Genomic DNA, 20,273 nt, shown 5'->3' with positions numbered 1-20,273 from the left:
GCGATGGACCTTTGTCCGCTGTTTGGAGGACACGCCCCGGCGCGTGTTGCCCACAGAATCTCGCCGCCTTTCACATCACTGGAGACTGCCCATGCGTCCTCGTTTTCTGCAGCAACTGATGCGCCAAACCGCGCTGTTGGCCGCCGGCGTCGGCATGGCGGCGCTGGCGCACGCTGGCCCGTACTCCAGTCTCTACGTCTTCGGTGACAGCCTGTCGGACGCGGGCAACGTGCTGCAGATCACGGGCGGTGCGGCGCCGGTGGCGTCCATCTACACCGACGGCACAAACACGGGCCGCTTCACCAACGGGCTGTCCTACGTCGACCACCTCGCCAAGGGCCTGGGCCTTTCGGCGGCGCCGTCGCTGCAGGGCGGCACCAACTACGCCTTCGGTGGCGCGCGGGTCAGCTATGTGAATCCCGGCCTGCCGTCCACGGCACTGAGCTTCAACCAGCAGATCAGCGCGTTCACCAGCGACCATGCCGTTGCCGACGCGGGCGGACTGTATGTGCTGTGGATCGGTGCCAACGACATGTCGGACGCCATCGGCGCCGCTGCGCGTGGCAACTCGGCCGCTGTTCGGTCCGCGATCGGCAACGCCATGCAGGGCATCGGCGGCGCCATCGCCGAGCTGTCCAGCCGCGGGGCCACGCATTTCCTGATCCCCAACCTGCCGGACCTGTCCCTGGTGCCTGCCATCCGTGGCGTCAACGTGCCGGCGTTGACCACCTTGGCGCAAAACGTCAGCCTGTCGTTCAATGACGCGCTGCAGCGCACGCTGTCCCAGACGGACTTCGCCTCCCTGGACATCCGGACCTTCGACGTCTTCCAGACGCAGACCGACATCACCACCAACCCCGCTGCCCATGGCTTCAGCAATGTGACCAGCGCCTGTTTCACCGGCGAAGTGAGCGGTGCCGCTTTGCCTGGTGGCCCGGCGCCCACCCTCTGCAGCACGCCACAGAACTACCTGTACTTCGACTACGAGCACCCGACTGCGGCACTGCATGCGGTGCTGGGCCAGCAGGCCCTGGCCGTGGCCGTGCCCGAGCCGGCTCAGGTGCTGCTGTTCACCCTGGGCTTGGCGACGCTGGGCGGCGTCGCGCGCCGCCGCCGTCGCGGCTGAGCTCGGCCGGGCCCGCAGGAGCGGGTCCATAAAATCGGGCGATGAGCCATCCTCCTGCTCCCATCGTCTGCATCGGCGGTCTCAACGTCGACCGCAAGCTCAAGCTGCTGTCCACGGCGCTGGCGGGCTCGTCCAACCCCTGCGAAGCGCACGAGACGCCGGGCGGCGTGGTGCGCAACGTGGCCGAGAACCTGGCCCGGCTGGGCCTGCCGGTGGCGTTGATTGCGGTGGTTGGCGACGACGCCGGCGGGCAGATGCTGATGGCGCAGGCGGCGCAGGTGGGCATGGCCACCGAGGCCGTCATCCGGCTGCGCCGCCATGCCAGCGACAGCTACACGGCCGTGCTGGCGCCCGACGGCAGCCTGCACCTGGGCCTGGCGTCCATGCCGTTGGTGGAGCGGCTCAACCCCTGGGCGCTGGCCGCCAGCCGGGCCTTGCGGGCCGGCGCGGCGTTGGTGGTGGCCGATGGCAACCTGCCCACCGACGCCTGGCCGCTGCTGCTGGCTGAGGCGCGCGACAGCGGCATCCCGCTGGTGGGCGTGGCCGTGTCCGAGGCCAAGATGGAGCGGCTGCCCGAGCAGCTGGGCGGCCTGCATCTGCTGATCCTGAATGCCTGCGAGTTGGCCACGGTGGCAGCTGAGCCTGACGAGGCGCTGGCCCGGCTGCATGCACGCGGCGTGGGCTGCGTGCTGGTGTCGCAGGGCGCGCAGGGCCTGCTGCTGAGCGAACCCGGCCAGCCGCCGCGCCACTGGGCCGCGCCGGCCGTGCCTGTGGTGGACGTGACCGGCGCGGGCGATGCGCTGTCGGCCGGCGTCTGCGCCGCGCTGCTGCGCGACCCCACCGACTTCGACGCGGCTGCCCGGCTGGGCCTGGACCTGGCAGCGCTGACGCTGCAGACCGAGGACAGCGTCCACCCCGACCTCACCCCTGACTTCCTGTTGAACCGATGAACGACCTGATCCAGCTCTCGCCCGAAGTGGCCACCGCCCGCACCGAGGGGCGCGCCGTCGTGGCGCTCGAATCCACCATCATTGCCCACGGCATGCCCTGGCCACAGAACCTGGACACGGCCCGCGAGGTGGAGGACGTCATCCGCGCCCAGGGCGCCGTGCCGGCCACCATCGCCGTCATCGGCGGCCGCATCCGCGTGGGCCTGACCGATGCGGAGCTGCAGCAGCTGGCCCAGGCGCCGGACGCGATGAAGCTCAGCCGCCGTGACCTGCCCTATGCCATCGCCATCGGCCAGCTGGGCGCCACCACCGTGGCGGCCACCATGATCTGTGCGCACCTGGCGGGCATCGAGGTGTTCGTGACCGGCGGCATCGGCGGCGCACACCGCGGCGCCGAGACCAGCTTCGACATCTCGGCCGACCTGCAGGAGCTGGCGCGCACGCCCGTGGCCGTCGTGTGTGCGGGCGCCAAGTCCATCCTGGACCTCGGCCTGACGCTGGAGTACCTGGAGACGCATGGCGTGCCGGTGCTGTCGGTGGGGCAGGACAACTTCGCCGCGTTCTTCACGCCCGACAGTGGGCTGAAGGCCGACTTCCGCTTGGACGACGCGGCCACGCAGGCCCGCTTCATCCGCGCCAAGTGGGCGCTGGGCCTGGGCGGCGGTGTGGTGGTGAGCAACCCGGTGCCGGCGCAGGCCGCCATGCCACGCGAGGAGATCGACGCCATCACGGCGCAGGCGCTGGCCGAGGCCAATGTGCAGGGCATCACCGGCAAGGCCATCACGCCCTTCCTGCTGGCGCGCATCAAGGCGCTGACGGGCGGCCGGAGCCTCGCGACCAACATCGCGCTGGTCAAGCACAACGCCGTGGTCGGCGCCCGGCTGGCGATCGCGCTGCGCGGCGCCTGAGGCTCAGCCGGCCGGCAGCCGGCCCTCGCGGCTTTGCGCCAGCAGCCGGGTGGCGGCGCGCTCCAGCATGCCGATGACGGCATCGAAGCCGGCCACCGGGCCGAAGTAGGGGTCGGGGATGTCCTGGCCGGCCATGTCGGGCAGGAAGTCGCTCAGCAGCCGGATGCGCGCGTGATGCGCCGGCGCGGCCTTGCTGCGCAGCGCGTCGGCGTGGTCGGCCTCCATCACCAGCACGAGGTCGTAGTCGCCCAGTGCGGCCGGGTCCACGCGGCGCGAGCGCCATTTGCGGTCCAGGCTGTACTGGTGCCGCGTCAGGGCTGCGGCAGCGCGAGCGTCCACCGGGCCGCCGCGTGGGTCGGCGTGCACGCCGGCCGAGGTGATGCTGTTGAACACCCCGCCCAGCCTGGCCTTGAAGATGGCCTCGGCCATCGGCGAGCGGCAGATGTTGGCGGTGCAGACGAGCAGGACGGCGGCCATCGCGCTCAGGCGAGCTGTTGGCGCATCGCGTCGATGACGGCCTTGTAGTCCGGCTTGCCGAAGATGGCTGAGCCGGCGACGAAGGTGTCGGCGCCCGCGTCGGCGATCTCGCGGATGTTGTCCACCTTGACGCCGCCGTCGATCTCGACGCGGATGTCACGGCCCGAGCGCGCGATGATCTCGCGCACCCGGCGCAGCTTGGCTAGCGACGACGGAATGAAGCTCTGGCCGCCGAAGCCGGGGTTCACGCTCATCAGCATGACGAGGTCGACCTTGTCGATGACCCACTCCAGCACGTCCAGCGGCGTGGCGGGGTTGAACACCAGGCCGGCCTGCTTGCCCTCGCCCTTGATGAGCTGCAGCGTGCGGTCCACGTGGGTGCTGGCATCGGGGTGGAAGGTCACGATGTCCGCACCGGCCCGGCAGAAGGCCAGTGCCAGGCTGTCGACCGGCTGCACCATCAGGTGCACGTCCAGGATGGCCGGCGTGCCGTCGGGCTTCACGGCGTGCTTGCGCAGCGCCTCGCAGATCATGGGCCCGAAGGTCAGGTTGGGCACGTAATGGTTGTCCATCACGTCGAAGTGGATCCAGTCGGCGCCAGCGGCCAGGACGTTGCGCACTTCCTCGCCCAGGCGGGCGAAGTCGGCGGACAGGATGCTGGGGGCGATGCGGTAGTCAGGGGCGGCCATGGGCCGGCATTCTAGGAGCCGGGCCTGCTGAACCTGTCTCGCGCCTGCTGCGCCTCGGCCCAGTGGTGGCAGCCCGGCTGGTGGTCGTTGATCAGGCCCATGGCCTGCATCAGCGCATGCATCGTCGTCGGGCCGACGAACTTCCAGCCGCGGCGCTTCAGGTCCTTGGACAGCGCCTCCGACGCCGGCGACTGCGACAGGTTGTGCGCCACCGAGTTCTGTGCCGGCTCGAAGCGCCACAGGTAGGCCGCCAGCGAGCCCTCCTGGGCCACCAGTTCCACGCAGCGCGCCGCGTTGTGGATGGCCGCTTCGATCTTGCCGCGGTGGCGCACGATGCCGGCGTCCTGCAGCAGCCGGGCCACGTCGGCCTCGCTGAAGCGCGCCACCCGGTGGAAGTCGAAGCCGGCAAACGCGGCCCGGAAGGCCTCGCGCTTGTTCAGGATGGTGCGCCACGACAGGCCGCTCTGGAAGCCTTCGAGGCACAGCTTCTCGAACAGGCGGAAGTCGTCAGCCACCGGCCGGCCCCATTCCTCGTCGTGATAGCGCAGGTAGGTGTCATCACCCGGCGCGGCGGCGCACCAGGCGCAGCGCGGGCGGCTGTCGGGCGGGAGGTACAGGGGTTTGGGGCTCATCGGTATTTCTCCGTCAGCTGGCGCAGCGTGCCGTCCTTGTCGAGCTTGCGCAAGGAATTGGTGAGGCGCTCCTCGTGCGCGGCCGGCAGGTCGGCGCGCAGCGCGAGGTACTGGGGCTCCTCCTGGAAAACGGTGCGGCCCAGCTTCACCTGCGTGCCCATCTGCGATTCGTGGATGTGGCGCAGCAGGTTGATGTCCTGGCCGTAGACCATGTCGGCGCGTCCCATGGACAGCATCTGCAGCGCCTCGCGCTCCGAGCCCACCTCGGTGATGGCCACCTGCGCCTTCACGAGGTGGCGCGCGATGGCCGTGCCGCGCATGACCAGCACCCGCTTGGCGCGGCTGGCCTGCGCCAGCTGGGCCAGCGTGTCGAAGTGGCGGCCATCGTCGATGCGCTGCACGACGACGTGGCGGATCACGTACAGCGGCACCGGTGCATAGCGCCACTGCCGCTCCCGCTCGGGGGACTTCAGCAGGCAGAAGAACACGTCCACTTCACGCTCGGCCAGCAGCCGCTCCACGCGCTTGAGCGGCAGCTTCTGCGTCAGGCCGGTGAAGCGCAATGTGGGGTCGACGCGCTCGACGGCGCGCAGGATCTCCAGGCACAGCCCCGGCCGGGCCGGCGTGTTGGTGTCGTACTTGACGATGGAGCCGCTCTGCTGAGCGGTGCGCAGGGTCAGGGGCTGCTGCGCATGGGCGGCAGCGCCCGCGAGCGCGATCAGCACCCAGAACTGGTGCAGCACTTAGGATCACGCTTCCTGATCGACATGGGACGAGCATAGCGCCGGCCCGGCAGAATCACCCGATGGCCAACCCCCGATTCAGTTGCAGCGTCACCGTGCAGGCGCTGCCCGAGCAGACCCACCTCGAGCAGGGCCTGTACGCCTACAGCTACACCATCACCATCGAGAACACCGGTGACGTGATGGCCCAGCTGGTGGGCCGGCACTGGGAGATCACCGATGCGCGCGGGCAGGTGCAGCGTGTCGACGGCCTGGCCGTCGTGGGTCACCAGCCGGTGCTCGCGCCCGGGCAGAGCTTCCAGTACGGCTCCTGGGCCCAGATCGGCACGCCGCAGGGCAGCATGCGCGGCCGCTTCCTGTGCGTGACCGAGGCCTGCGAGGTGTTCTACACCGAAGTGGCCGAGTTCCTGCTCGCCGACAGCGCGTCACTCCATTGAGCTGGGACCTCACCGCGCTGCTGAACGCAGCGGATCCGCAGGCCGTGTTGGCCGAACGCAACCTGTGGCTTGTGCGGTTGCTGGAGTGGCTGCGCCACGCCCCGCGCGAGCCGAGCGCCGCGGCCGGCACGCCGCTGCCGCTGGTGCGGCTCAAGCACCTGCTCAACGTGCTGGAGCGCCACCCCGAGCACGCGGGCAAGTTCGCCGACGTCATCGCCGGCGTGTGGAACGACGTGGACGCCGTCAGCCTGTTTGCTGAGGTGGGCTTTGCGCCGCGCATGGCGCTGTGGCACGAGTTCCTCGGCCGGCTGCGCCGCCGTGTGCTGCCGGCCACCACCGACACGCGCGACCTGGCCGCGCTGTTCGAGCTGCTGTTCGGCGATGAGCAGGACGAGGGCTGGATGGCCGCCATCGACGACGAGCTGCTGGCCCGGCTGAGCTTGCTGTTCGCGGCGGCGCCGGATGAGGGCTGGCGCGTGGAGATGCGCGCGGCCGTGACGGTGCTCGTCAGCCATGTGCATGCCGCCGGCCTGGCCGGCGCGCTGCGCGTGCGCATGGATGCGCTGCTGCTGCAGGACCGGCCCTTCCACCAGCTGCCCGCGGCCTGGGAGGCCGTGGAGCGCGCGCTGGCGCAGCCAGGCGGCGAGGCGTTGTCGCCCGCGCTGCAATACCTGCGCGCGCTGCTGGACCGCTGCCGCGCGGCCGCACTCACGGTGCCCGAGCACCTGGAGGCGCACGGCGTGTCGGTGGACCTGATGTTCTCCGTCGAGCAGCTCACCGCGCGGCTGGACCGCATCGAGGCGCTGCTGTCCTGCCTGGTGTCGGCCGCGCCGCAGCGCGAGCTGCTGCGGCTGGTGGCCGGCCTGGTGCGCGTGGTGCACGAGCGGCGCAGCCTGCGCACGCTGTTCGCGCGCCACTACTCGCTGCTGGCGCGCAAGGTGGCCGAGCGCAGCGCCGAGACCGGCGAGCACTACATCACCCGCAACCGCGCCGAGTACCGCGACATGCTGGCGCGCGCGGCCGGCGGCGGCGCCGTCATCGCCGGCACCACCTTCGCCAAGTTCTTCATCGGCCTGCTGGGCTTCACGGCCTTCTGGGGCGGCTTCTGGGCCGGCGTGAACTACGCGCTGAGCTTCGTGCTCATCCACCTGCTGCACTGGACGGTGGCCACCAAGCAGCCCGCCATGACGGCGCCCGCGCTGGCCGACAAGCTGCAGGGCGTGGACCGCGACGACGGCCTGGAGGGCTTCGTCGACGAGGTCACCCACCTCACGCGCTCGCAGGTGGCCGGCATCCTGGGCAACCTGGCCATCGTCGCGCCGCTGGTGCTGGGCGTGCAGCTGCTGTGCCAGGCGCTGTTCGGCCTGCCGCTGGTGGGCCCGCACGAGGCCGAGTACGTGCTGCACTCGCTGGACCTGCTGGGCCCCTCGCTGCTGTTCGCGGCCTTCACGGGCACGCTGCTGTTCTCGGCCAGCCTGATCGCCGGCTGGGTGGAGAACTGGTTCGTCTTCCACCGGCTGGACAGCGCCATCGCCTGGAACCCGGGCATCGTCTCGATGCTGGGCCGCGCGCGCGCGCAGCGCTGGTCGCACTGGTGGCGCGCCAACATCTCTGGCCTGGCAGCCAACATCAGCCTGGGCCTGATGCTGGGCCTGGTGCCGGCGCTGCTGGGTTTCTTCGGCCTGGGCGTGGAGGTGCGGCACGTGACGCTGTCCACCGGCCAGCTGGCGGCGGCCGTCGGCGCGCTGGGCTGGCCGGTGATGGCGACCTGGGCCTTCTGGTCCTGCGTGCTGGCCATCGCGGGGATCGGGTTGCTGAACGTCGGCGTGAGCTTCTTCTGCGCCTTCAAGGTGGCGCTTCGCTCGCGCGGCGTGCGGCTGGCCGACCGCCAGCGCGTCTACGCCGCCATCCGCCAGCGGCTGCGCCGCGCGCCGCTGAGCTTCCTCGTGCCGCCGAAGTGATCAGTCTTCCTTGCGCTCGCCCTTGTTGCGGCCCGAGAACATGGTCCACCAGACGATGAACACGAGGATGGCCAACGCGCCAAGGGCTTCGAGCAGGATGAGCAGCATGTCAGGCAGGTGGGCGCGTGCAGCGGTGGCGGCGATTCTAGGAAGCCTGGCCGCCTGCTCCTCGCCGCCGTTGCAGCCGCCGTCCCGCGAGGCCACGCCCGTGCCTGCAGCGCGGCCGGCACCGGCCGCCGCCGAGCCGCGTGCGGCCGGCCGCTGGACGGCCGTGGACTGGCAGGCGCTGCCCGGCTGGGGCGGCGACGACCTGCTCGCCGCGTGGCCCGCGCTGCGGGCCGGCTGCCAGCGACCGGCGCCCGGCTGGGCCGAGTTCTGCGCGCGCGTCGCGCTGCAGCCGCCGTCCGACGCGATGGAGCTGACGCTGCTGCTGATGAAGCACCTGCGCCCCTGGCAGCTGGCCGCCGACGACGGCAGCACCACCGGCCTGCTGACGGGCTACTTCGAGCCGGTGCTGCTGGCGACGCGCACGCGCCAGGGCGCCTTCCAGTGGCCGCTGCACGCGCTGCCGGCCGACCCCGCGCTGCGCCGCCTGCCGCGCCGCGACATCGACGGCCACCCGCGCTTCGAGGCGCTGGCGCTGGCCTATGTGGAGGACCCCTTCGCGCTGCTGCAGCTGCAGGTGCAGGGCTCGGGCCGCCTGCTGGTGCGCGACGCATCGGGCGCCGAGCGCCTCAGCCGCGTGGCCTGGGCCGGGCACAACGACCAGCCCTTCCAGTCCGTTGCCCGCGCGCTGCTGGACCGGGGCGAGGTGGCCGACGCCACGCCGCGGACCTTGAGCGACTGGGCACGCCGCAACCCCGCCCAGGTGCGCGACGCGCTGGCGGTGAACCCGCGTGTCGTCTACTTCCGCGAGGAAGCGCTGCCGGACGCGAGCGTCGGCCCGCGCGGCGCCCAGGGCGTACCGCTGACGCCGGGGCGCTCGGTGGCGGTGGATCGCAGCATCGTCCCGCTGGGCACGCCGCTGTGGCTGGACAGCACCGAGCCCTGGTCACCCGGCACGCCGCCCGCGCCGCTGCGCCGGCTCGTGCTGGCCCAGGACACCGGCAGCGCCATCACGGGCGCGGTGCGGGCTGACTTCTTCTGGGGCTGGGGCGAGGAGGCCGCGCTGCGCGCCGGCCGCACCCGCCAGCCGCTGCGGCTGTGGGCGCTGCTGCCGCAGGGCCTCAGGCCCTGATCACTCGATGACCTTCACGCCCTTCCAGAACGCGTAGCGGCCCTTGATCTCGGCGGCGGCGGGCAGCGGGTCGGGGTAGGTCCAGACGGCATCCGGGTTCATCTCGCCGTTGACCAGCAGGCTCAGGTACTTGGCCTCGCCCTTCCAGGCGCAGCGCGACACGTGGTTGCTGAAGGTCGTGTACTGCGTGTTCAGCGACTCGGCGGGGAAGTAGTGGTTGCCTTCGACGACGACGGTGTCGTCGCTCTCGGCCAGGGTGATGCCGTTCCAAACTGCTTTCATGTCGTCTCCTGGGGACAATGCATGGGATGAAACGCTACCACTCCCACCTCGGCCGCGACATCGTGCTCACCGGCGGCAGCGCGCGCGACCTGGCGCCCGGCCAGTTCGGCGTGCTGGCCATCGACGGCGGCGCGGGCGGCTGGTCGGTGGTGCACAAGGGGCCGGACGGCGAGGTCGTCGAGCTCAACAACGAGATGCACTTCGAGCTCCCCGAGGACGCGCTAGCGTTCGCGAAGGAGTTGATCGAGATGCTGGCGCCGCAGCCAGGCGAGGCCTCGTGAAGGCGCTGGCCCTGCTTGCGTTGATGGTGCCGCTGGCGGCGGCGGCCCGCGACGTGGCGGCCGGCCGCCAGCTGTACGCGTCCTGCGCCAATTGCCACGCGGTGGGGCCGGCCGCCCGCCATGGCTTCGGGCCACACCTGAATGCCCTGGTGGGCCGCAAGGCCGGCAGCCTGCCGGGCTATGCGTTCTCGCCGGCCATGAAGGGCTCGGGCCTGGTGTGGTCGCAGGCCACGCTGACTGCCTTTCTGCGCAGCCCCGGCGACGTGGTGCCCGGCACCAAGATGCGCTACTGGGGCGTGGGCCTCAACGAGCAGAAGGTGGCCGACCTGCTGGCCTACCTGGCCAGCGCGGAGTCGGGCTCGCGCTGAGCCGCGGCTCTACACCTGCCCACCCGCCTTGGCGCCCTTGCCCTGCAGCACCGGCGCATCCGGCAGGCCGAGCAGGTCCGCCGCCAGCGCCTCGGCCACCTCGATGCCATCGACACCGGCGCTCATGATCCCGCCCGCATAGCCCGCGCCTTCACCGGCCGGGAACAGCCCGCGCACGTTGAGGCTTTGATAGTCGCGCCTGCGGTTGATGCGCAGCGGCGAGGACGTGCGTGTTTCCACGCCGGTCAGCACCGCGTCGGGCCGGTCGAAGCCGCGGATCTGTCGTGCGAAGGCGGGCAGGGCCTCGCGTATAGCTTCCAGGCAGTAGGTTGGCAGGGAGCCGTGGCCCTTGGCCTGCAGGTTGGTCAGCGTGACGCCGGGCTTGTAGCTGGGCGCCACGTCGCCGAATTCCTTGCTGACCTGGCGCTTGATGAAGTCGCCCACCAGCGAGCCCGGTGCCAGGTAGCCGCCGCCGCCGAGCTCGTAGGCGCGGCTTTCCCAGAGGCGCTGGAAGGCCATGCCGTCCAGCGGGTTCACGGGGCTGCCGTCCTTCTTGCCGTCCTGGCGGTAGTCCTCAGGCGTCAGGCCCACGACGATGCCTGCATTCGCGTTGCGTTCGTTGCGCGAGTACTGGCTCATGCCGTTGGTGACGACGCGGTGCTCCTCGCTGGTGGCGGCCACGACGGTGCCGCCCGGGCACATGCAGAAGCTGTAGACGGCGCGGCCGTTCTTGGCGTGGTGCACCAGCTTGTAGTCGGCCGCGCCGAGGATCTCGTTGCCTGCGTTGGCGCCAAAGCGGGCGGCGTCGATCAGCGACTGCGGATGTTCGATGCGGTAGCCGATGGAGAAGGGCTTGGCCTCCATCTGCACGCCGCGTGCGTGCAGCATCTGAAAGGTGTCGCGCGCGCTGTGGCCCAGCGCGATGACGACGTGGGTGGCGGCGATCTGCTCGCCGGATTCCAGCGTCAACCCGCGCACGGCACCGTTCTCGAGGTGCAGGTCGGTCACCTTCTGCTGGAAGCGGATCTCGCCGCCCAGCGCCTCGATCTCGGCCCGCATCTTGATGATCATGCTGACCAGCCGGAAGGTGCCGATGTGGGGCTTGCTGACGTAGAGGATCTCCTCCGGCGCACCGGCCTTAACGAACTCGGTCAGGACCTTGCGGCTGAGGTGGCGCGGGTCGCTGATCTGGCTCCACAGCTTGCCATCGGAGAAGGTGCCGGCGCCGCCCTCGCCGAACTGCACATTGCTTTCGGGGTGCAGCTTCTGTTCGCGCCACAGGCCCCAGGTGTCCTGCGTGCGCTCGCGCACCGACTTGCCGCGCTCCAGCACAAGGGGGCGCAGGCCCATCTGCGCCAGGATCAGCGCGGCGAACAGGCCGCAGGGGCCGAAGCCGACGACGACCGGGCGCGGGCCGGTGTGCTCGCCCACCTGAGCCAGGAAGTGGTAGCCGGTGTCGGGCGTGGGGCGGATCTGGTGGTCGCCCGCGAAGCGCGCCAGCACGGCGGCCTCGTCGATGCCCTCACTCAGCGTGCAGTCCAGCGTGTAGACCAGCTGGATGTCGCTGCGCTTGCGCGCGTCGTAGCCGCGGCGGAAGACGTGGACGGCGGCCAGTTCGGTGTCGGCCAGCTTCAGGCGGGCCAGCACGGCCGGGCGCAGCGCGTCCTCGGCATGGTGGAGCGGCAGGCGGAGTTCGGTGATGCGAATCATGTTGCTTGGTCGATAGTTAGCCGACAAAAACAAACAGGCCCCGCAGGGCCTGTGTGTGGTGGATCTTCAGGCGCTGGGCCCGAATGATCAGCCCGAATGCGGGCGCTTGCCCGGGTTCTTCTTCGAGCGGGTGTGCGCGCCGCGCTCCAGGCTGCTCAGCTGGCCCTTGCCGGCCGTGAAGGTGACGCCCTTGGGGGCGGCGGGGCGGGGAGTGGCCTTGCGGTCCGCTTCGGTGACGATCTTGTTGCCCATGTCTGGCTCCAGTGAAAACTTAGCCCACAGCAGGGGCAATTCGACGAAAGGCGCGGATTTTAGCCTGTCTGTCAGGCGGCACTCCAGCGCTGCAGCAGCAGCCGCGCGGTGCTGACGTTGGTGGCGCAGGGCACGTCGTGCACATCGCAGGCCCGCACCAGTGCGTTGATGTCGGGCTCGTGGGGCTGCGGCGTCATGGGGTCGCGCAGGAAGATCACGCCGTCCAGCTCGCCCACGGCCAGCCGCGCACCGATCTGCAGGTCGCCGCCCAGCGGGCCGCTGAGCATGCGCTCCACGATCAGGCCATGCGCCTGCGTCAGCCGCGTGCCGGTGGTGCCGGTGGCCATCAGCGTGCAGCGCTGCAGCAGCGGCAGGAACTCGGCGGCGAGGGCGATCATGGCGTCCTTCCTGCCGTCGTGGGCGATCAAGGCGAGTCTCATCGGGTGGGGGCTCGTGCGGTGCGGAGACGATGACGTTACACGGCTTCCCGCCCGTCAGCGCCCATCAGCGCCTCGCGTGGCGAGAAGGCGGGCTTCAGCGTTCAGTCAGGCTCAGGGCCGGCGACACGCGCAACTGCAGCTCGCGTGCGGGCTGGCCGGCGGCATCGCGGCTGCTGAGCGTGCCGCGCTCGGCCGGGGCCATGGCGGCGCCGCTGCGGGCGACGGTGTGCCACTGCGCGAGCGGCAGGTCCAGCGTGGTCTGCAGCGCGAGGTCGCCGTCTGTTACCTCCAGCACCACGCGCACCGGTGCCCGCCCGCCGGGCCAGGTGGGCGTGACGGTGAGGCGCTGCACCTGCGTGCGCTCGCCCTGGCGGGGCTGGGCGTGCAGGGCGCGCGGTGTGCGGCCTGTGGGATCCAGCTCGACCAGCGCGTCCACCCACTGCAGCGGCTCGCGGGTCGTCAGCTGCCGGGCGGCCTGCTGGCCGTTCATCACCTGCAGTTGCTGTACCGGCGGCGGCGCGGCCGTGGCAGTGCGGGTGACGACGCCGGCCCCCTGCGGCGACACGGTGCCGGCTGTGCCCACGACCACGGCGCCGTCACGCACGCCGGCCTGCGCGGACGGTGGCAGCAGGGTGTCCACCCAGCGCCATTCGACCCGCAGCGGCACGGCCGGCGGCGCGGCCACGGCGGGCCACGCCAGCCAGGGCAGGGCCACCAGCGCGGTCAGGGTGGTCAGCGTGCGGCGCTTCATGGCGGCCAGCTTAGCCGGCAGCGGCGGGCGCGCGCCGGCCCAAAAGCCGGGCGCCGAACAGGTTGATCAGCAGACCACTCAGCACCAGGGCCGCCGCGCCCAGCTTCCACGCGGGCAGTGGCTCGCCCAGCCACAGGCTGCTGGCGCCCATGCCGAACACCGGCACCAGCAGTGCCAGCGGCACGATGCGCGCGGCCGGGTGGCGCGTCAGCAGCCAGGCCCAGCAGCCGTAGCCGAACAGCGTGTTGGCCACCGTCTGCCACAGCACGGCGGCCCAGGTGCCAGCGTCGGCACTGGCCAGCGCGGCGCTGATGCGCCCGGGCCCATCCACCAGCAGCGCTAGCAGCAGCAGGGGCGGCACGGCGAAGGCGCTGCTCCACACTACATAGGCCAGCATGTTGACCCGCCCCGCGCGCTTGCCGACGAGGTTGCCGCAGGCCCAGGACAGCGCGGCGGCGAGCACCAGGCCCAGGCCCAGCGGCGTGGTCGTGCCGTCGGTGTGGGCGGCGATGAGGGCGATGCCCGCAACGGCCAGCGCCAGCCCCAGCCACTGGCTGGCCAGCACGCGCTCACCGGCCACGCGCACGGCCAGCAGCAGCGTGAAGAACACCTGGGTCTGGATGACCAGCGAGGCCAGGCCGGGCGAGATCTCGCTGCGCATGGCGAAGTACAGCAGGCCGAACTGGCCGACCGCGACGAACAGGCCGTAGCCGGCCAGGTTGCGCCAGCCCACGGGCGGGCGGGCCAGGAAGAAGCAGGCCGGCACGAAGGCCAGGGCAAAGCGCAGCACGGCCAGCGTCATGGGCGGCATGACGGCGAGCGCGTATTTGATGACGACGAAGTTGCTGCCCCAGATGGCGACGACGGCGAGGGCGAGCAGCAGGTGGCGCGGTGGCAGGGCGGGCATGCGAGAGGTGGCGGCCGTCAGGCGTCGCTGGCACAGATGCGGTCGCGGCCCTCGGCCTTGGCCTGGTAGAGCAGCTGGTCGGCACGCTCCACCGTGTCGGACAGCGCCTCGTCGCGGCGGTGCTCGGTGAGGCCGATGGAGACGGTCACCGACAGCTGTGCGCCGTCCTCGGTGTCGATGCGCAGCGCGGCCGTGTGCTGGCGCAGCCGCTCCAGGCCCACCAGCGCCAGCGGCATGGCGGTGTCGGGCAGCAGCACGAGGAACTCCTCGCCGCCCCAGCGGGCGATGACGTCGGTGGCGCGCAGCGCGGCCTGGCCGGCGCGGGCGAACGCGCGCAGCACGGCGTCGCCGGCGGCGTGGCCGTGCTGGTCGTTGACGCGCTTGAAGTGGTCCAGATCCAGCAGCGCGATGCAGAAGCCGTGGCCGTGGCGCAGCGAGCGCTGCAGCTCCTGCTCCATCAGCGCGCTGACCTGGCGGCGGTTGGGCAGGCCGGTGAGGTCGTCCCGCGTGGCGATGGCGCTCAGCTGGGCGAGCGCGCGTTCCAGCTCCTCGCGCTGCGCGGCCAGCCGGTGCCGGATGCGGCTGAGCTTGGCGGTCAGCGCCGCCACGGCGGGCAGCATGATGGCCAGCATCAGGAAGTGGCCGAGCTCGGCCTCGACGGTGTAGATCTGCGGCTGCAGCCGCGTCATGCTCACCATGACGGCGCCGAACAGCGCCAGCGCGTAGGCGCACAGCGCGTAGGCGCTGCGGGCGCGCAGCTGGAACATGCCGAACATCAGGATCAGCGTGAGCACCGGGAAGGCGCCGCCGCGCAGCAGCCCGGCCTGGGCGTAGCCGGTCGCGGCCGACGTGATCGCAAACGCGATCTGCACCGCGGTCAGTGACGGGTCGGCGAAGCGCCGCGACCAGCCGCTGCGGATCGCTGCATACAGGGCCACCATGCCGCCGAGCGACAGGGCCGTCCAGGTCCACAGCGGCCAGCCAGGCTGGATGTGGGCCACGCCGACAGCGTAGTGCAGCATGGGCACGCAGAAGGCCATCAAGGCCATGGCCAGCGAGGTCTGGCGAAGGCGCAGACGCTGCAGCCGGTCCGTGCCCAGCCAGACGTCTCCCAGTCGACGGAAAAGCGGCGTTGCCATGCGCCTAGCCTAACCCCTGCGCAGGGGGGCGAGTCTTGCCGTTTGCGCGGGGCTTGTTCACCAGCGGCAGCATGGCGGCGTCAGCCCTGCAGGTGTGCCAGTGGCAGCGCGCCGCCGGCCTTCACCTCGCCCAGAGAGAAGCTGGTGTGGATGTCCTTCACGTTGGGCAGCTTCAGCAGCGTGTTGATGGAGAAGCGCGAGAAGGCGTCCAGGTCCGTCGCCATGACCTGCAGCTCGAAGGTGCCGGCGCCGGAGATGTAGTGGCAGGCGATGACCTCGGGCAGGCGGCGGATCTCGTCCTCCAGCGCCTTGGTGGCCGACGCGGCGCTGCGCTCGGTGTCCACGCGCACGAAGGCCAGCACGCCCAGGCCGATGCGGCGGCGGTCCAGCTCGGCACGGTAGCCGGTGATGTAACCCTGTTCCTCCAGCCACTTCACACGCCGCCAGGTGGGCGCGGCCGACAGGCCGATGCGCTGGGACAGCTCTGCGTTGGACTGCCGCGCGTCACGCTGCAGCTCGGCCAGGATGGCGATGTGGTAGCGGTCCAAGGCGTCGGGCGTGGGTCCTGTAGTGCTCATGGTTTGCCCTGAGAGGCGGTGTGGCGATCAATATTGTTCTCTAAATACTGAATCAAGAAAGGAAATTGCCGGACGGCGGCTGATCGAGCGAAGAAGAGAAAGCATCCGGCGCCGTGCTTTTCCTACACTGGCCGACCGGGCCGAGTTGCACCACACTGGCCCGCAGCCCGCGCCGCCGCCTCACAAGGGCCGCACGCCAGCCAACCTGGAGCCCCGCATGAACGCACCGCTGCCCGAGCACATCCTGAAGTCGCTTCAGAACGTCACGCTCGACGACAAATACGCCCTGGACACCGGGCGTGCCTTCATGAGCGGCGTACAGGCCCTGGTGCGCCTGCCCATGCTGCAGCGCACGCGCGATGCGATGGCCGGGCTGAACACCGCCGGCTTCATCAGCGGCTACCGCGGCTCGCCGCTGGGCACGTACGACCAGGCGCTGTGGCAGGCCAAGAAGCACCTGGCCAAGCAGAACATCGTGTTCCAGCCGGGTGTCAATGAGGAGCTGGGTGCCACGGCCGTGTGGGGCACACAGCAGCTGGACCTGTTCCCCGACAAGGCCAAGTTCGACGGCGTCTTCGGCCTCTGGTACGGCAAGGGCCCGGGCGTGGACCGCTGCATCGACGTCTTCAAGCACGCCAACATGGCGGGCACTTCTCGGCATGGCGGCGTCATTGCCATCGCGGGTGACGACCACATTGCCAAGAGCTCCACAGCCGCCCACCAGAGCGACCACGTCTTCAAGGCGGTCGGCTTCCCGACTTTCTTCCCGAGCAGCGTGCAGGACATCCTGGACATGGGCCTGCACGCGTTTGCGATGAGCCGCTTCTCCGGCCTGTGGGCGGGCATGAAAACCATCCAGGAGATCGTCGAATCGTCGGCCTCGGTCAGCGTGGACCCCGATCGCGTCAACATCGTGCTGCCCGAGGACTTTGTCGTGCCGCCGGGCGGTCTGCACATCCGCTGGCCCGACCCGCCGCTGGAGCAGGAAGCGCGGATGATGAACTTCAAGTGGTATGCCGCGCTGGCCTACATCCGCGCCAACCGCCTGAACTACAACGTCATCGAGGGGCCGAACGACCGCTTCGGCATCATCACCAGCGGCAAGGCTTACAACGACACCCGCCAGGCGCTGCACGACCTGGGCCTGGACGACGACACCTGCCGCCGCATCGGCATCCGGCTGCACAAGGTCAACGTCGTGTGGCCGCTCGAAGCCCAGGTGGCGCGCGAGTTCGCTTCAGGATTGCAGGAGATCCTCGTCGTCGAGGAGAAGCGCCAGATCATCGAGTACCAAGTCAAGGAAGAGCTCTATAACTGGCGTTCGGATGTGCGTCCCAACGTGCTCGGCAAGTTCGACGCCGGTGATGCCGACGGCGGTGAGTGGAGCGTGCCCAACCCCAGCGACCACTGGCTGCTGCGCCCCCAGGCGGACCTGACGCCGGCCATCATCGCGCGCGCCATCACCAAGCGGCTGAAGAAGCTGGGCGTGGACAGCGACATCGTCGCCCGCCTGGACGCCCGCATGGCCGTCATCGACGGCAAGGAAGCCTCGCTCAAGGCCGAGGAAAAGACTGCCGGCGGTGCCGACCGTACGCCGTGGTTCTGTTCGGGCTGCCCGCACAACACCAGCACGCGCGTGCCGGAGGGCTCGCGCGCCGTGGGCGGCATTGGCTGCCACTACATGGTGACCTGGATGCCCGGCCGTAACACGGCCACCTTCACCCAGATGGGCGGCGAGGGCGTGCCCTGGGTGGGCCAGGCGCCGTTCACGAACGAGAAGCACATCTTCAGCAACCTCGGTGACGGCACCTACTTCCACAGCGGCAGCCTGGCCATCCGCCAGAGCATCGCTGCGGGGGTGAACATCACCTACAAGATCCTCTACAACGACGCCGTCGCCATGACCGGCGGCCAGACGGTCGGCGAGCGCCCTGAGGGCCACACGGTGCTACAGATCATGAACAGCGTGATCTCGGAGGGCGTGAAGAAGCTGGTCATCGTCACGGACGATCCTGCCAAGTACGAAGGCGTGGCCCTGGCCCCCGGCGTGACCGTGCACCACCGCGACGAGCTGGATGACATCCAGCGCCTCCTCCGTCAGATCGAGGGCGTCACGGCCATCATCTACGACCAGACCTGCGCCACCGAGAAGCGCCGCCGCCGCAAGCGCGGCAGACTGGTGGACCCGGCCAAGCGCGTCGTCATCAACGAGCTGGTCTGCGAGGGCTGCGGTGACTGCTCCGTGCAGTCCAACTGCCTGTCCATCGAGCCGCTGGAGACCGACTTCGGCCGCAAGCGCCAGATCAACCAGAACAGCTGCAACAAGGACTACTCCTGCGTGAAGGGCTTCTGCCCCAGCTTCGTCACCGTCGAGGGCGGCGAGCTGAAGAAGCCCAAGAAGGAAGGCCGCAAGAGCCCGTTCGACACGGCGCTGGGCGTGCTGCCGCTGCCGGTTGTCCCGAACGCGGAAGAAGCCTGGGGCATCGTCGTGGCCGGCGTGGGCGGCACGGGCGTCATCACCATCGGCCAGCTGCTGGGCATGGCCGCGCACCTGGAAGGCAAGGGCGTCATCACGCAGGACGCCGCCGGTCTGGCCCAGAAGGGCGGCGCGACCTGGAGCCATATCCAGATCGCCAACACCCCCGAGGCCATCCACTGCACCAAGGTCGGCACCGCCGAGGCGCGCCTGGTCATTGCCTGCGACGCCATCGTGGCCGCCAACAAGGCGACGCTGGCCGTCATGCGCGAAGGCCGCACGTTCGTCGCGCTGAACACGCACGGCTCGCCGACGGCGACGCTCGTGAACGACGCCAACTGGAGCTTCCCCGGCGCCGCCTGCGAACAGGCCGTGGCCAAGGCCGTGGGCGTGGAGCACTTCGGCTCGTTCGACGCCGAGGAGGTGGCCGTCAAGCTGCTGGGTGACTCGCTTTACACCAACCCGCTGATGCTGGGCTTCGCGTGGCAGCGCGGCCGCATCCCGCTGAGCTACGACGCGCTGATGCGCGCCATCGAACTCAATGGTGTGCAGGTCGACAACAACAAGGCCGCCTTCGAATGGGGCCGCCGCTGCGCGCATGACCTGAAGGCCGTGCAGGCGCTGTACGCGGCGCAGGCCGTCATCCAGCTCGTCAAGCGCCAGAGCTTGGATGAGATGGTCGCCAAGCGCGTCGACTTCCTGACCGGCTACCAGAACGCCGCCTACGCGGCCGAGTACAAGGCCTTCGTCGACAAGGTGCGTGCCGCCGAAGCCAAGCTGGGCGCCAAGACGACGCTGACTGAGGCCGTGGCCCGCTACCTGTTCAAGCTGATGGCCTACAAGGACGAGTACGAGGTGGCGCGCCTGCATACCGACGCGGCGTTCACGGCCAAGGTCGCCGGCATGTTCGAGGGCGACTACAAGCTCGTGCACCACCTCGCGCCGCCGCTGCTGGCCAAGAAGAACGCCAAGGGCGAGCTCGTGAAGCGGCCGTTCGGAGGCTGGGTGCGTTCGGCCTTCGCGCTGCTGGCCAAGATGAAGGGCCTGCGCGGCACGGCCTTCGATGTCTTCGGCCACACTGAGGAGCGCCGCATGGAGCGACGCTGGATTGCCGACTACCGCGCCGGTGTGGATAAGGCGCTGGCCGGCCTCAGCGCCGAGTCCCTGGCCACCGCGGTCGAACTGGCCCGCGTGCCGGAAGACATCCGCGGCTACGGCCACGTGAAGGCGCGCCACGAGCACGCCGCCAAGGCCAGGTGGGACGCGCTGCTGGCCAAGGTCTGACCACCGACACGCCCTGACGCCCCGTCCCAGGCCTGTCTTGCGGGGGCGTCGTCGTTCAGGGCCTCAAGGTCGAGTGCTGCAGCACGATGAGCCAGCGGCCCTGGATGCGCTGGTAGGCGAAGCTGTAGCGCGCTGGCCGCTTCCTGGGCTGGCCGTCCACCTGCTCCTCGAGCTCGTACTCTCCCGAGCGCACGGCCGTCTCGCCGAACAGCATCAGGTTGCCCACCTGCCAGCGCATGCGGGCCGTGGGCCGCTGTGCCATCTGGTCGAAGAACTCGGACAACGTGTCGCCGGCCAGGGGCACGGACACGTACTCGTCATCGGTGATCAGCGCACCCGGCGCGTAGAGCTGCTGCAGGCGTCGCGGGTCACGGGCGTTGTAGGCGGCCTTCCAGTCCTCCAGCGCCGCCATCAGGTCGGCGACGCAGGTATTGCCGGCACGGTCGCAGCTCAGCGGCGGCGACACCGCCACCTGGGGCTTCGTCGAGCAGCCGCTGCCGACCAGCATCAACAGCAGGCAGGCCGCGACGGTGAGAGACCGGCGCTGCGGGCGGATGATCACGTGCATGTCTAACGCTTTCTTGAGTGCAAGACGCGATGGCGCGGGAGTATCTGTGATGCCGGCCCGGGCGCGAAGCACGCATG

General features: G+C 70.3%; 22 protein-coding genes. 9 read left to right on the top strand and 13 right to left on the bottom strand.

Translation table 11 applies throughout. From position 1 onward, the window contains the following. Positions 1–91 precede the first annotated feature (91 nt). The 3 genes from ACG0Z3_RS04060 to ACG0Z3_RS04050 are packed head-to-tail and all read left to right on the top strand — an operon-like array spanning position 92 to position 2,984. Entirely contained in the window at positions 92–1,126 is a 1,035-nt protein-coding gene (locus ACG0Z3_RS04060) for an SGNH/GDSL hydrolase family protein (RefSeq protein ID WP_394395551.1), read from the top strand. A gap of 41 nt (positions 1,127–1,167) precedes the next feature. Beyond that, positions 1,168–2,076: a carbohydrate kinase family protein gene (locus ACG0Z3_RS04055; RefSeq protein WP_394395550.1), complete on the top strand. Its 909-nt coding sequence runs from the start codon at positions 1,168–1,170 to the stop codon at positions 2,074–2,076. Further along, positions 2,073–2,984, top strand: a complete 912-nt coding sequence (locus tag ACG0Z3_RS04050) for a pseudouridine-5'-phosphate glycosidase (protein ID WP_394395549.1) — start codon at positions 2,073–2,075, stop codon at positions 2,982–2,984. The genes ACG0Z3_RS04055 and ACG0Z3_RS04050 overlap by 4 nt, the downstream gene beginning before the upstream one ends. A 3-nt stretch (positions 2,985–2,987) precedes the next feature. On the opposite strand, the gene ACG0Z3_RS04045 is transcribed toward ACG0Z3_RS04050, so the two are convergent. From ACG0Z3_RS04045 to ACG0Z3_RS04030, 4 genes are read right to left on the bottom strand one after another with little or no spacing between them, the layout of a single operon-like run. Then, on the bottom strand, positions 2,988–3,461 hold the full coding sequence (locus ACG0Z3_RS04045; protein ID WP_394395548.1) for a low molecular weight protein-tyrosine-phosphatase: 474 nt from the start codon (positions 3,459–3,461) through the stop codon (positions 2,988–2,990). A 5-nt stretch (positions 3,462–3,466) separates the two neighbouring features. Next, complete coding sequence (gene rpe, locus ACG0Z3_RS04040; protein WP_394395546.1) at positions 3,467–4,150, bottom strand: ribulose-phosphate 3-epimerase; 684 nt, start codon at positions 4,148–4,150, stop codon at positions 3,467–3,469. 11 nt (positions 4,151–4,161) lie between these two features. Continuing rightward, positions 4,162–4,782, bottom strand: a complete 621-nt coding sequence (locus tag ACG0Z3_RS04035) for a DNA-3-methyladenine glycosylase I (RefSeq protein ID WP_394395544.1) — start codon at positions 4,780–4,782, stop codon at positions 4,162–4,164. After that, entirely contained in the window at positions 4,779–5,525 is a 747-nt protein-coding gene (locus tag ACG0Z3_RS04030) for a substrate-binding periplasmic protein (protein WP_394395542.1), read from the bottom strand. Before ACG0Z3_RS04030 ends, ACG0Z3_RS04035 begins: the two co-directional genes overlap by 4 nt. Positions 5,526–5,587: 62 nt before the next feature. Between ACG0Z3_RS04030 and apaG the strand changes: the two genes are divergently transcribed. The 3 genes from apaG to mltA all read left to right on the top strand — a co-directional run bounded on the left by apaG (position 5,588) and on the right by mltA (position 9,160). Continuing rightward, a complete protein-coding gene (gene apaG, locus ACG0Z3_RS04025) occupies positions 5,588–5,962 on the top strand; it encodes a Co2+/Mg2+ efflux protein ApaG (RefSeq protein ID WP_394395539.1) in 375 nt (124 codons plus the stop codon). Next, positions 5,959–7,923, top strand: a complete 1,965-nt coding sequence (locus tag ACG0Z3_RS04020; protein WP_394395536.1) for a site-specific recombinase — start codon at positions 5,959–5,961, stop codon at positions 7,921–7,923. Before apaG ends, ACG0Z3_RS04020 begins: the two co-directional genes overlap by 4 nt. 178 nt (positions 7,924–8,101) lie before the next feature. Further along, the gene (mltA, locus tag ACG0Z3_RS04015) at positions 8,102–9,160 is read left to right on the top strand and encodes a murein transglycosylase A (RefSeq protein ID WP_394395535.1); all 1,059 of its coding nucleotides are present in this window, start codon (positions 8,102–8,104) and stop codon (positions 9,158–9,160) included. Here mltA and ACG0Z3_RS04010 read toward each other — a convergent pair whose 3' ends face one another. After that, positions 9,161–9,442, bottom strand: coding sequence for a DUF427 domain-containing protein (locus ACG0Z3_RS04010; protein ID WP_394395534.1), 282 nt, complete (start codon positions 9,440–9,442; stop codon positions 9,161–9,163). A gap of 26 nt (positions 9,443–9,468) precedes the next feature. Between ACG0Z3_RS04010 and ACG0Z3_RS04005 the strand changes: the two genes are divergently transcribed. Beyond that, complete coding sequence (locus ACG0Z3_RS04005) at positions 9,469–9,723, top strand: hypothetical protein (RefSeq protein WP_394395532.1); 255 nt, start codon at positions 9,469–9,471, stop codon at positions 9,721–9,723. Between the two features lie 23 nt (positions 9,724–9,746). Then, the gene (locus ACG0Z3_RS04000) at positions 9,747–10,091 is read left to right on the top strand and encodes a c-type cytochrome (protein WP_394396247.1); all 345 of its coding nucleotides are present in this window, start codon (positions 9,747–9,749) and stop codon (positions 10,089–10,091) included. Between the two features lie 9 nt (positions 10,092–10,100). On the opposite strand, the gene ACG0Z3_RS03995 is transcribed toward ACG0Z3_RS04000, so the two are convergent. The 7 genes from ACG0Z3_RS03995 to ACG0Z3_RS03965 form a co-directional block, all read right to left on the bottom strand. Next, on the bottom strand, positions 10,101–11,801 hold the full coding sequence (locus tag ACG0Z3_RS03995; RefSeq protein WP_394395530.1) for an NAD(P)/FAD-dependent oxidoreductase: 1,701 nt from the start codon (positions 11,799–11,801) through the stop codon (positions 10,101–10,103). 87 nt (positions 11,802–11,888) lie between these two features. Then, entirely contained in the window at positions 11,889–12,053 is a 165-nt protein-coding gene (locus ACG0Z3_RS03990; RefSeq protein ID WP_394395528.1) for a hypothetical protein, read from the bottom strand. Between the two features lie 71 nt (positions 12,054–12,124). Then, positions 12,125–12,493: a methylglyoxal synthase gene (locus tag ACG0Z3_RS03985; RefSeq protein WP_394395526.1), complete on the bottom strand. Its 369-nt coding sequence runs from the start codon at positions 12,491–12,493 to the stop codon at positions 12,125–12,127. A 94-nt stretch (positions 12,494–12,587) separates the two neighbouring features. Next, a complete protein-coding gene (locus ACG0Z3_RS03980; RefSeq protein ID WP_394395524.1) occupies positions 12,588–13,244 on the bottom strand; it encodes a hypothetical protein in 657 nt (218 codons plus the stop codon). A gap of 10 nt (positions 13,245–13,254) precedes the next feature. Beyond that, positions 13,255–14,142, bottom strand: a complete 888-nt coding sequence (locus ACG0Z3_RS03975) for an EamA family transporter (RefSeq protein ID WP_394396245.1) — start codon at positions 14,140–14,142, stop codon at positions 13,255–13,257. Between the two features lie 26 nt (positions 14,143–14,168). After that, positions 14,169–15,290, bottom strand: a complete 1,122-nt coding sequence (locus ACG0Z3_RS03970) for a diguanylate cyclase (protein WP_394395521.1) — start codon at positions 15,288–15,290, stop codon at positions 14,169–14,171. Between the two features lie 80 nt (positions 15,291–15,370). Continuing rightward, positions 15,371–15,868, bottom strand: a complete 498-nt coding sequence (locus ACG0Z3_RS03965; protein WP_394395519.1) for an Lrp/AsnC family transcriptional regulator — start codon at positions 15,866–15,868, stop codon at positions 15,371–15,373. A gap of 217 nt (positions 15,869–16,085) precedes the next feature. Here ACG0Z3_RS03965 and ACG0Z3_RS03960 point away from each other — a divergent pair, with 217 nt between their 5' ends. Continuing rightward, positions 16,086–19,628: an indolepyruvate ferredoxin oxidoreductase family protein gene (locus tag ACG0Z3_RS03960; RefSeq protein ID WP_394395517.1), complete on the top strand. Its 3,543-nt coding sequence runs from the start codon at positions 16,086–16,088 to the stop codon at positions 19,626–19,628. Positions 19,629–19,683: 55 nt separating this feature from the next. Here ACG0Z3_RS03960 and ACG0Z3_RS03955 read toward each other — a convergent pair whose 3' ends face one another. Further along, positions 19,684–20,196: a DUF4440 domain-containing protein gene (locus ACG0Z3_RS03955; protein WP_394395515.1), complete on the bottom strand. Its 513-nt coding sequence runs from the start codon at positions 20,194–20,196 to the stop codon at positions 19,684–19,686. Between the last annotated feature and the right edge of the window lie 77 nt (positions 20,197–20,273).

Origin of the sequence: Pelomonas margarita, from assembly GCF_043555875.1 — a bacterium.
Classification (GTDB): Bacteria; Pseudomonadota; Gammaproteobacteria; order Burkholderiales; family Burkholderiaceae_C; genus Pelomonas; species Pelomonas margarita.
Note: the sequence above shows the minus strand (reverse complement) of the source record. Positions and strands in the feature narration are given on the sequence as shown.

What these genes read in the sequence shown, in the direction of transcription:
- rpe (WP_394395546.1), bottom strand. Translation starts at nt 4,150, where the DNA reads ATGGCCGCCCCTGACTACCGCATCGCCCCCAGCATCCTGTCCGCCGAC.
- ACG0Z3_RS04050 (WP_394395549.1), top strand. Translation starts at nt 2,073, where the DNA reads ATGAACGACCTGATCCAGCTCTCGCCCGAAGTGGCCACCGCCCGCACC.
- ACG0Z3_RS04010 (WP_394395534.1), bottom strand. Translation starts at nt 9,442, where the DNA reads ATGAAAGCAGTTTGGAACGGCATCACCCTGGCCGAGAGCGACGACACC.
- ACG0Z3_RS03995 (WP_394395530.1), bottom strand. Translation starts at nt 11,801, where the DNA reads ATGATTCGCATCACCGAACTCCGCCTGCCGCTCCACCATGCCGAGGAC.
- ACG0Z3_RS03990 (WP_394395528.1), bottom strand. Translation starts at nt 12,053, where the DNA reads ATGGGCAACAAGATCGTCACCGAAGCGGACCGCAAGGCCACTCCCCGC.
- ACG0Z3_RS03970 (WP_394395521.1), bottom strand. Translation starts at nt 15,290, where the DNA reads ATGGCAACGCCGCTTTTCCGTCGACTGGGAGACGTCTGGCTGGGCACG.
- ACG0Z3_RS03960 (WP_394395517.1), top strand. Translation starts at nt 16,086, where the DNA reads ATGAACGCACCGCTGCCCGAGCACATCCTGAAGTCGCTTCAGAACGTC.
- ACG0Z3_RS04045 (WP_394395548.1), bottom strand. Translation starts at nt 3,461, where the DNA reads ATGGCCGCCGTCCTGCTCGTCTGCACCGCCAACATCTGCCGCTCGCCG.
- ACG0Z3_RS03985 (WP_394395526.1), bottom strand. Translation starts at nt 12,493, where the DNA reads ATGAGACTCGCCTTGATCGCCCACGACGGCAGGAAGGACGCCATGATC.
- apaG (WP_394395539.1), top strand. Translation starts at nt 5,588, where the DNA reads ATGGCCAACCCCCGATTCAGTTGCAGCGTCACCGTGCAGGCGCTGCCC.
- ACG0Z3_RS03955 (WP_394395515.1), bottom strand. Translation starts at nt 20,196, where the DNA reads ATGCACGTGATCATCCGCCCGCAGCGCCGGTCTCTCACCGTCGCGGCC.
- ACG0Z3_RS03980 (WP_394395524.1), bottom strand. Translation starts at nt 13,244, where the DNA reads ATGAAGCGCCGCACGCTGACCACCCTGACCGCGCTGGTGGCCCTGCCC.
- ACG0Z3_RS04005 (WP_394395532.1), top strand. Translation starts at nt 9,469, where the DNA reads ATGAAACGCTACCACTCCCACCTCGGCCGCGACATCGTGCTCACCGGC.
- ACG0Z3_RS03965 (WP_394395519.1), bottom strand. Translation starts at nt 15,868, where the DNA reads ATGAGCACTACAGGACCCACGCCCGACGCCTTGGACCGCTACCACATC.
- ACG0Z3_RS04060 (WP_394395551.1), top strand. Translation starts at nt 92, where the DNA reads ATGCGTCCTCGTTTTCTGCAGCAACTGATGCGCCAAACCGCGCTGTTG.
- ACG0Z3_RS04000 (WP_394396247.1), top strand. Translation starts at nt 9,747, where the DNA reads ATGGTGCCGCTGGCGGCGGCGGCCCGCGACGTGGCGGCCGGCCGCCAG.
- ACG0Z3_RS04055 (WP_394395550.1), top strand. Translation starts at nt 1,168, where the DNA reads ATGAGCCATCCTCCTGCTCCCATCGTCTGCATCGGCGGTCTCAACGTC.
- ACG0Z3_RS04035 (WP_394395544.1), bottom strand. Translation starts at nt 4,782, where the DNA reads ATGAGCCCCAAACCCCTGTACCTCCCGCCCGACAGCCGCCCGCGCTGC.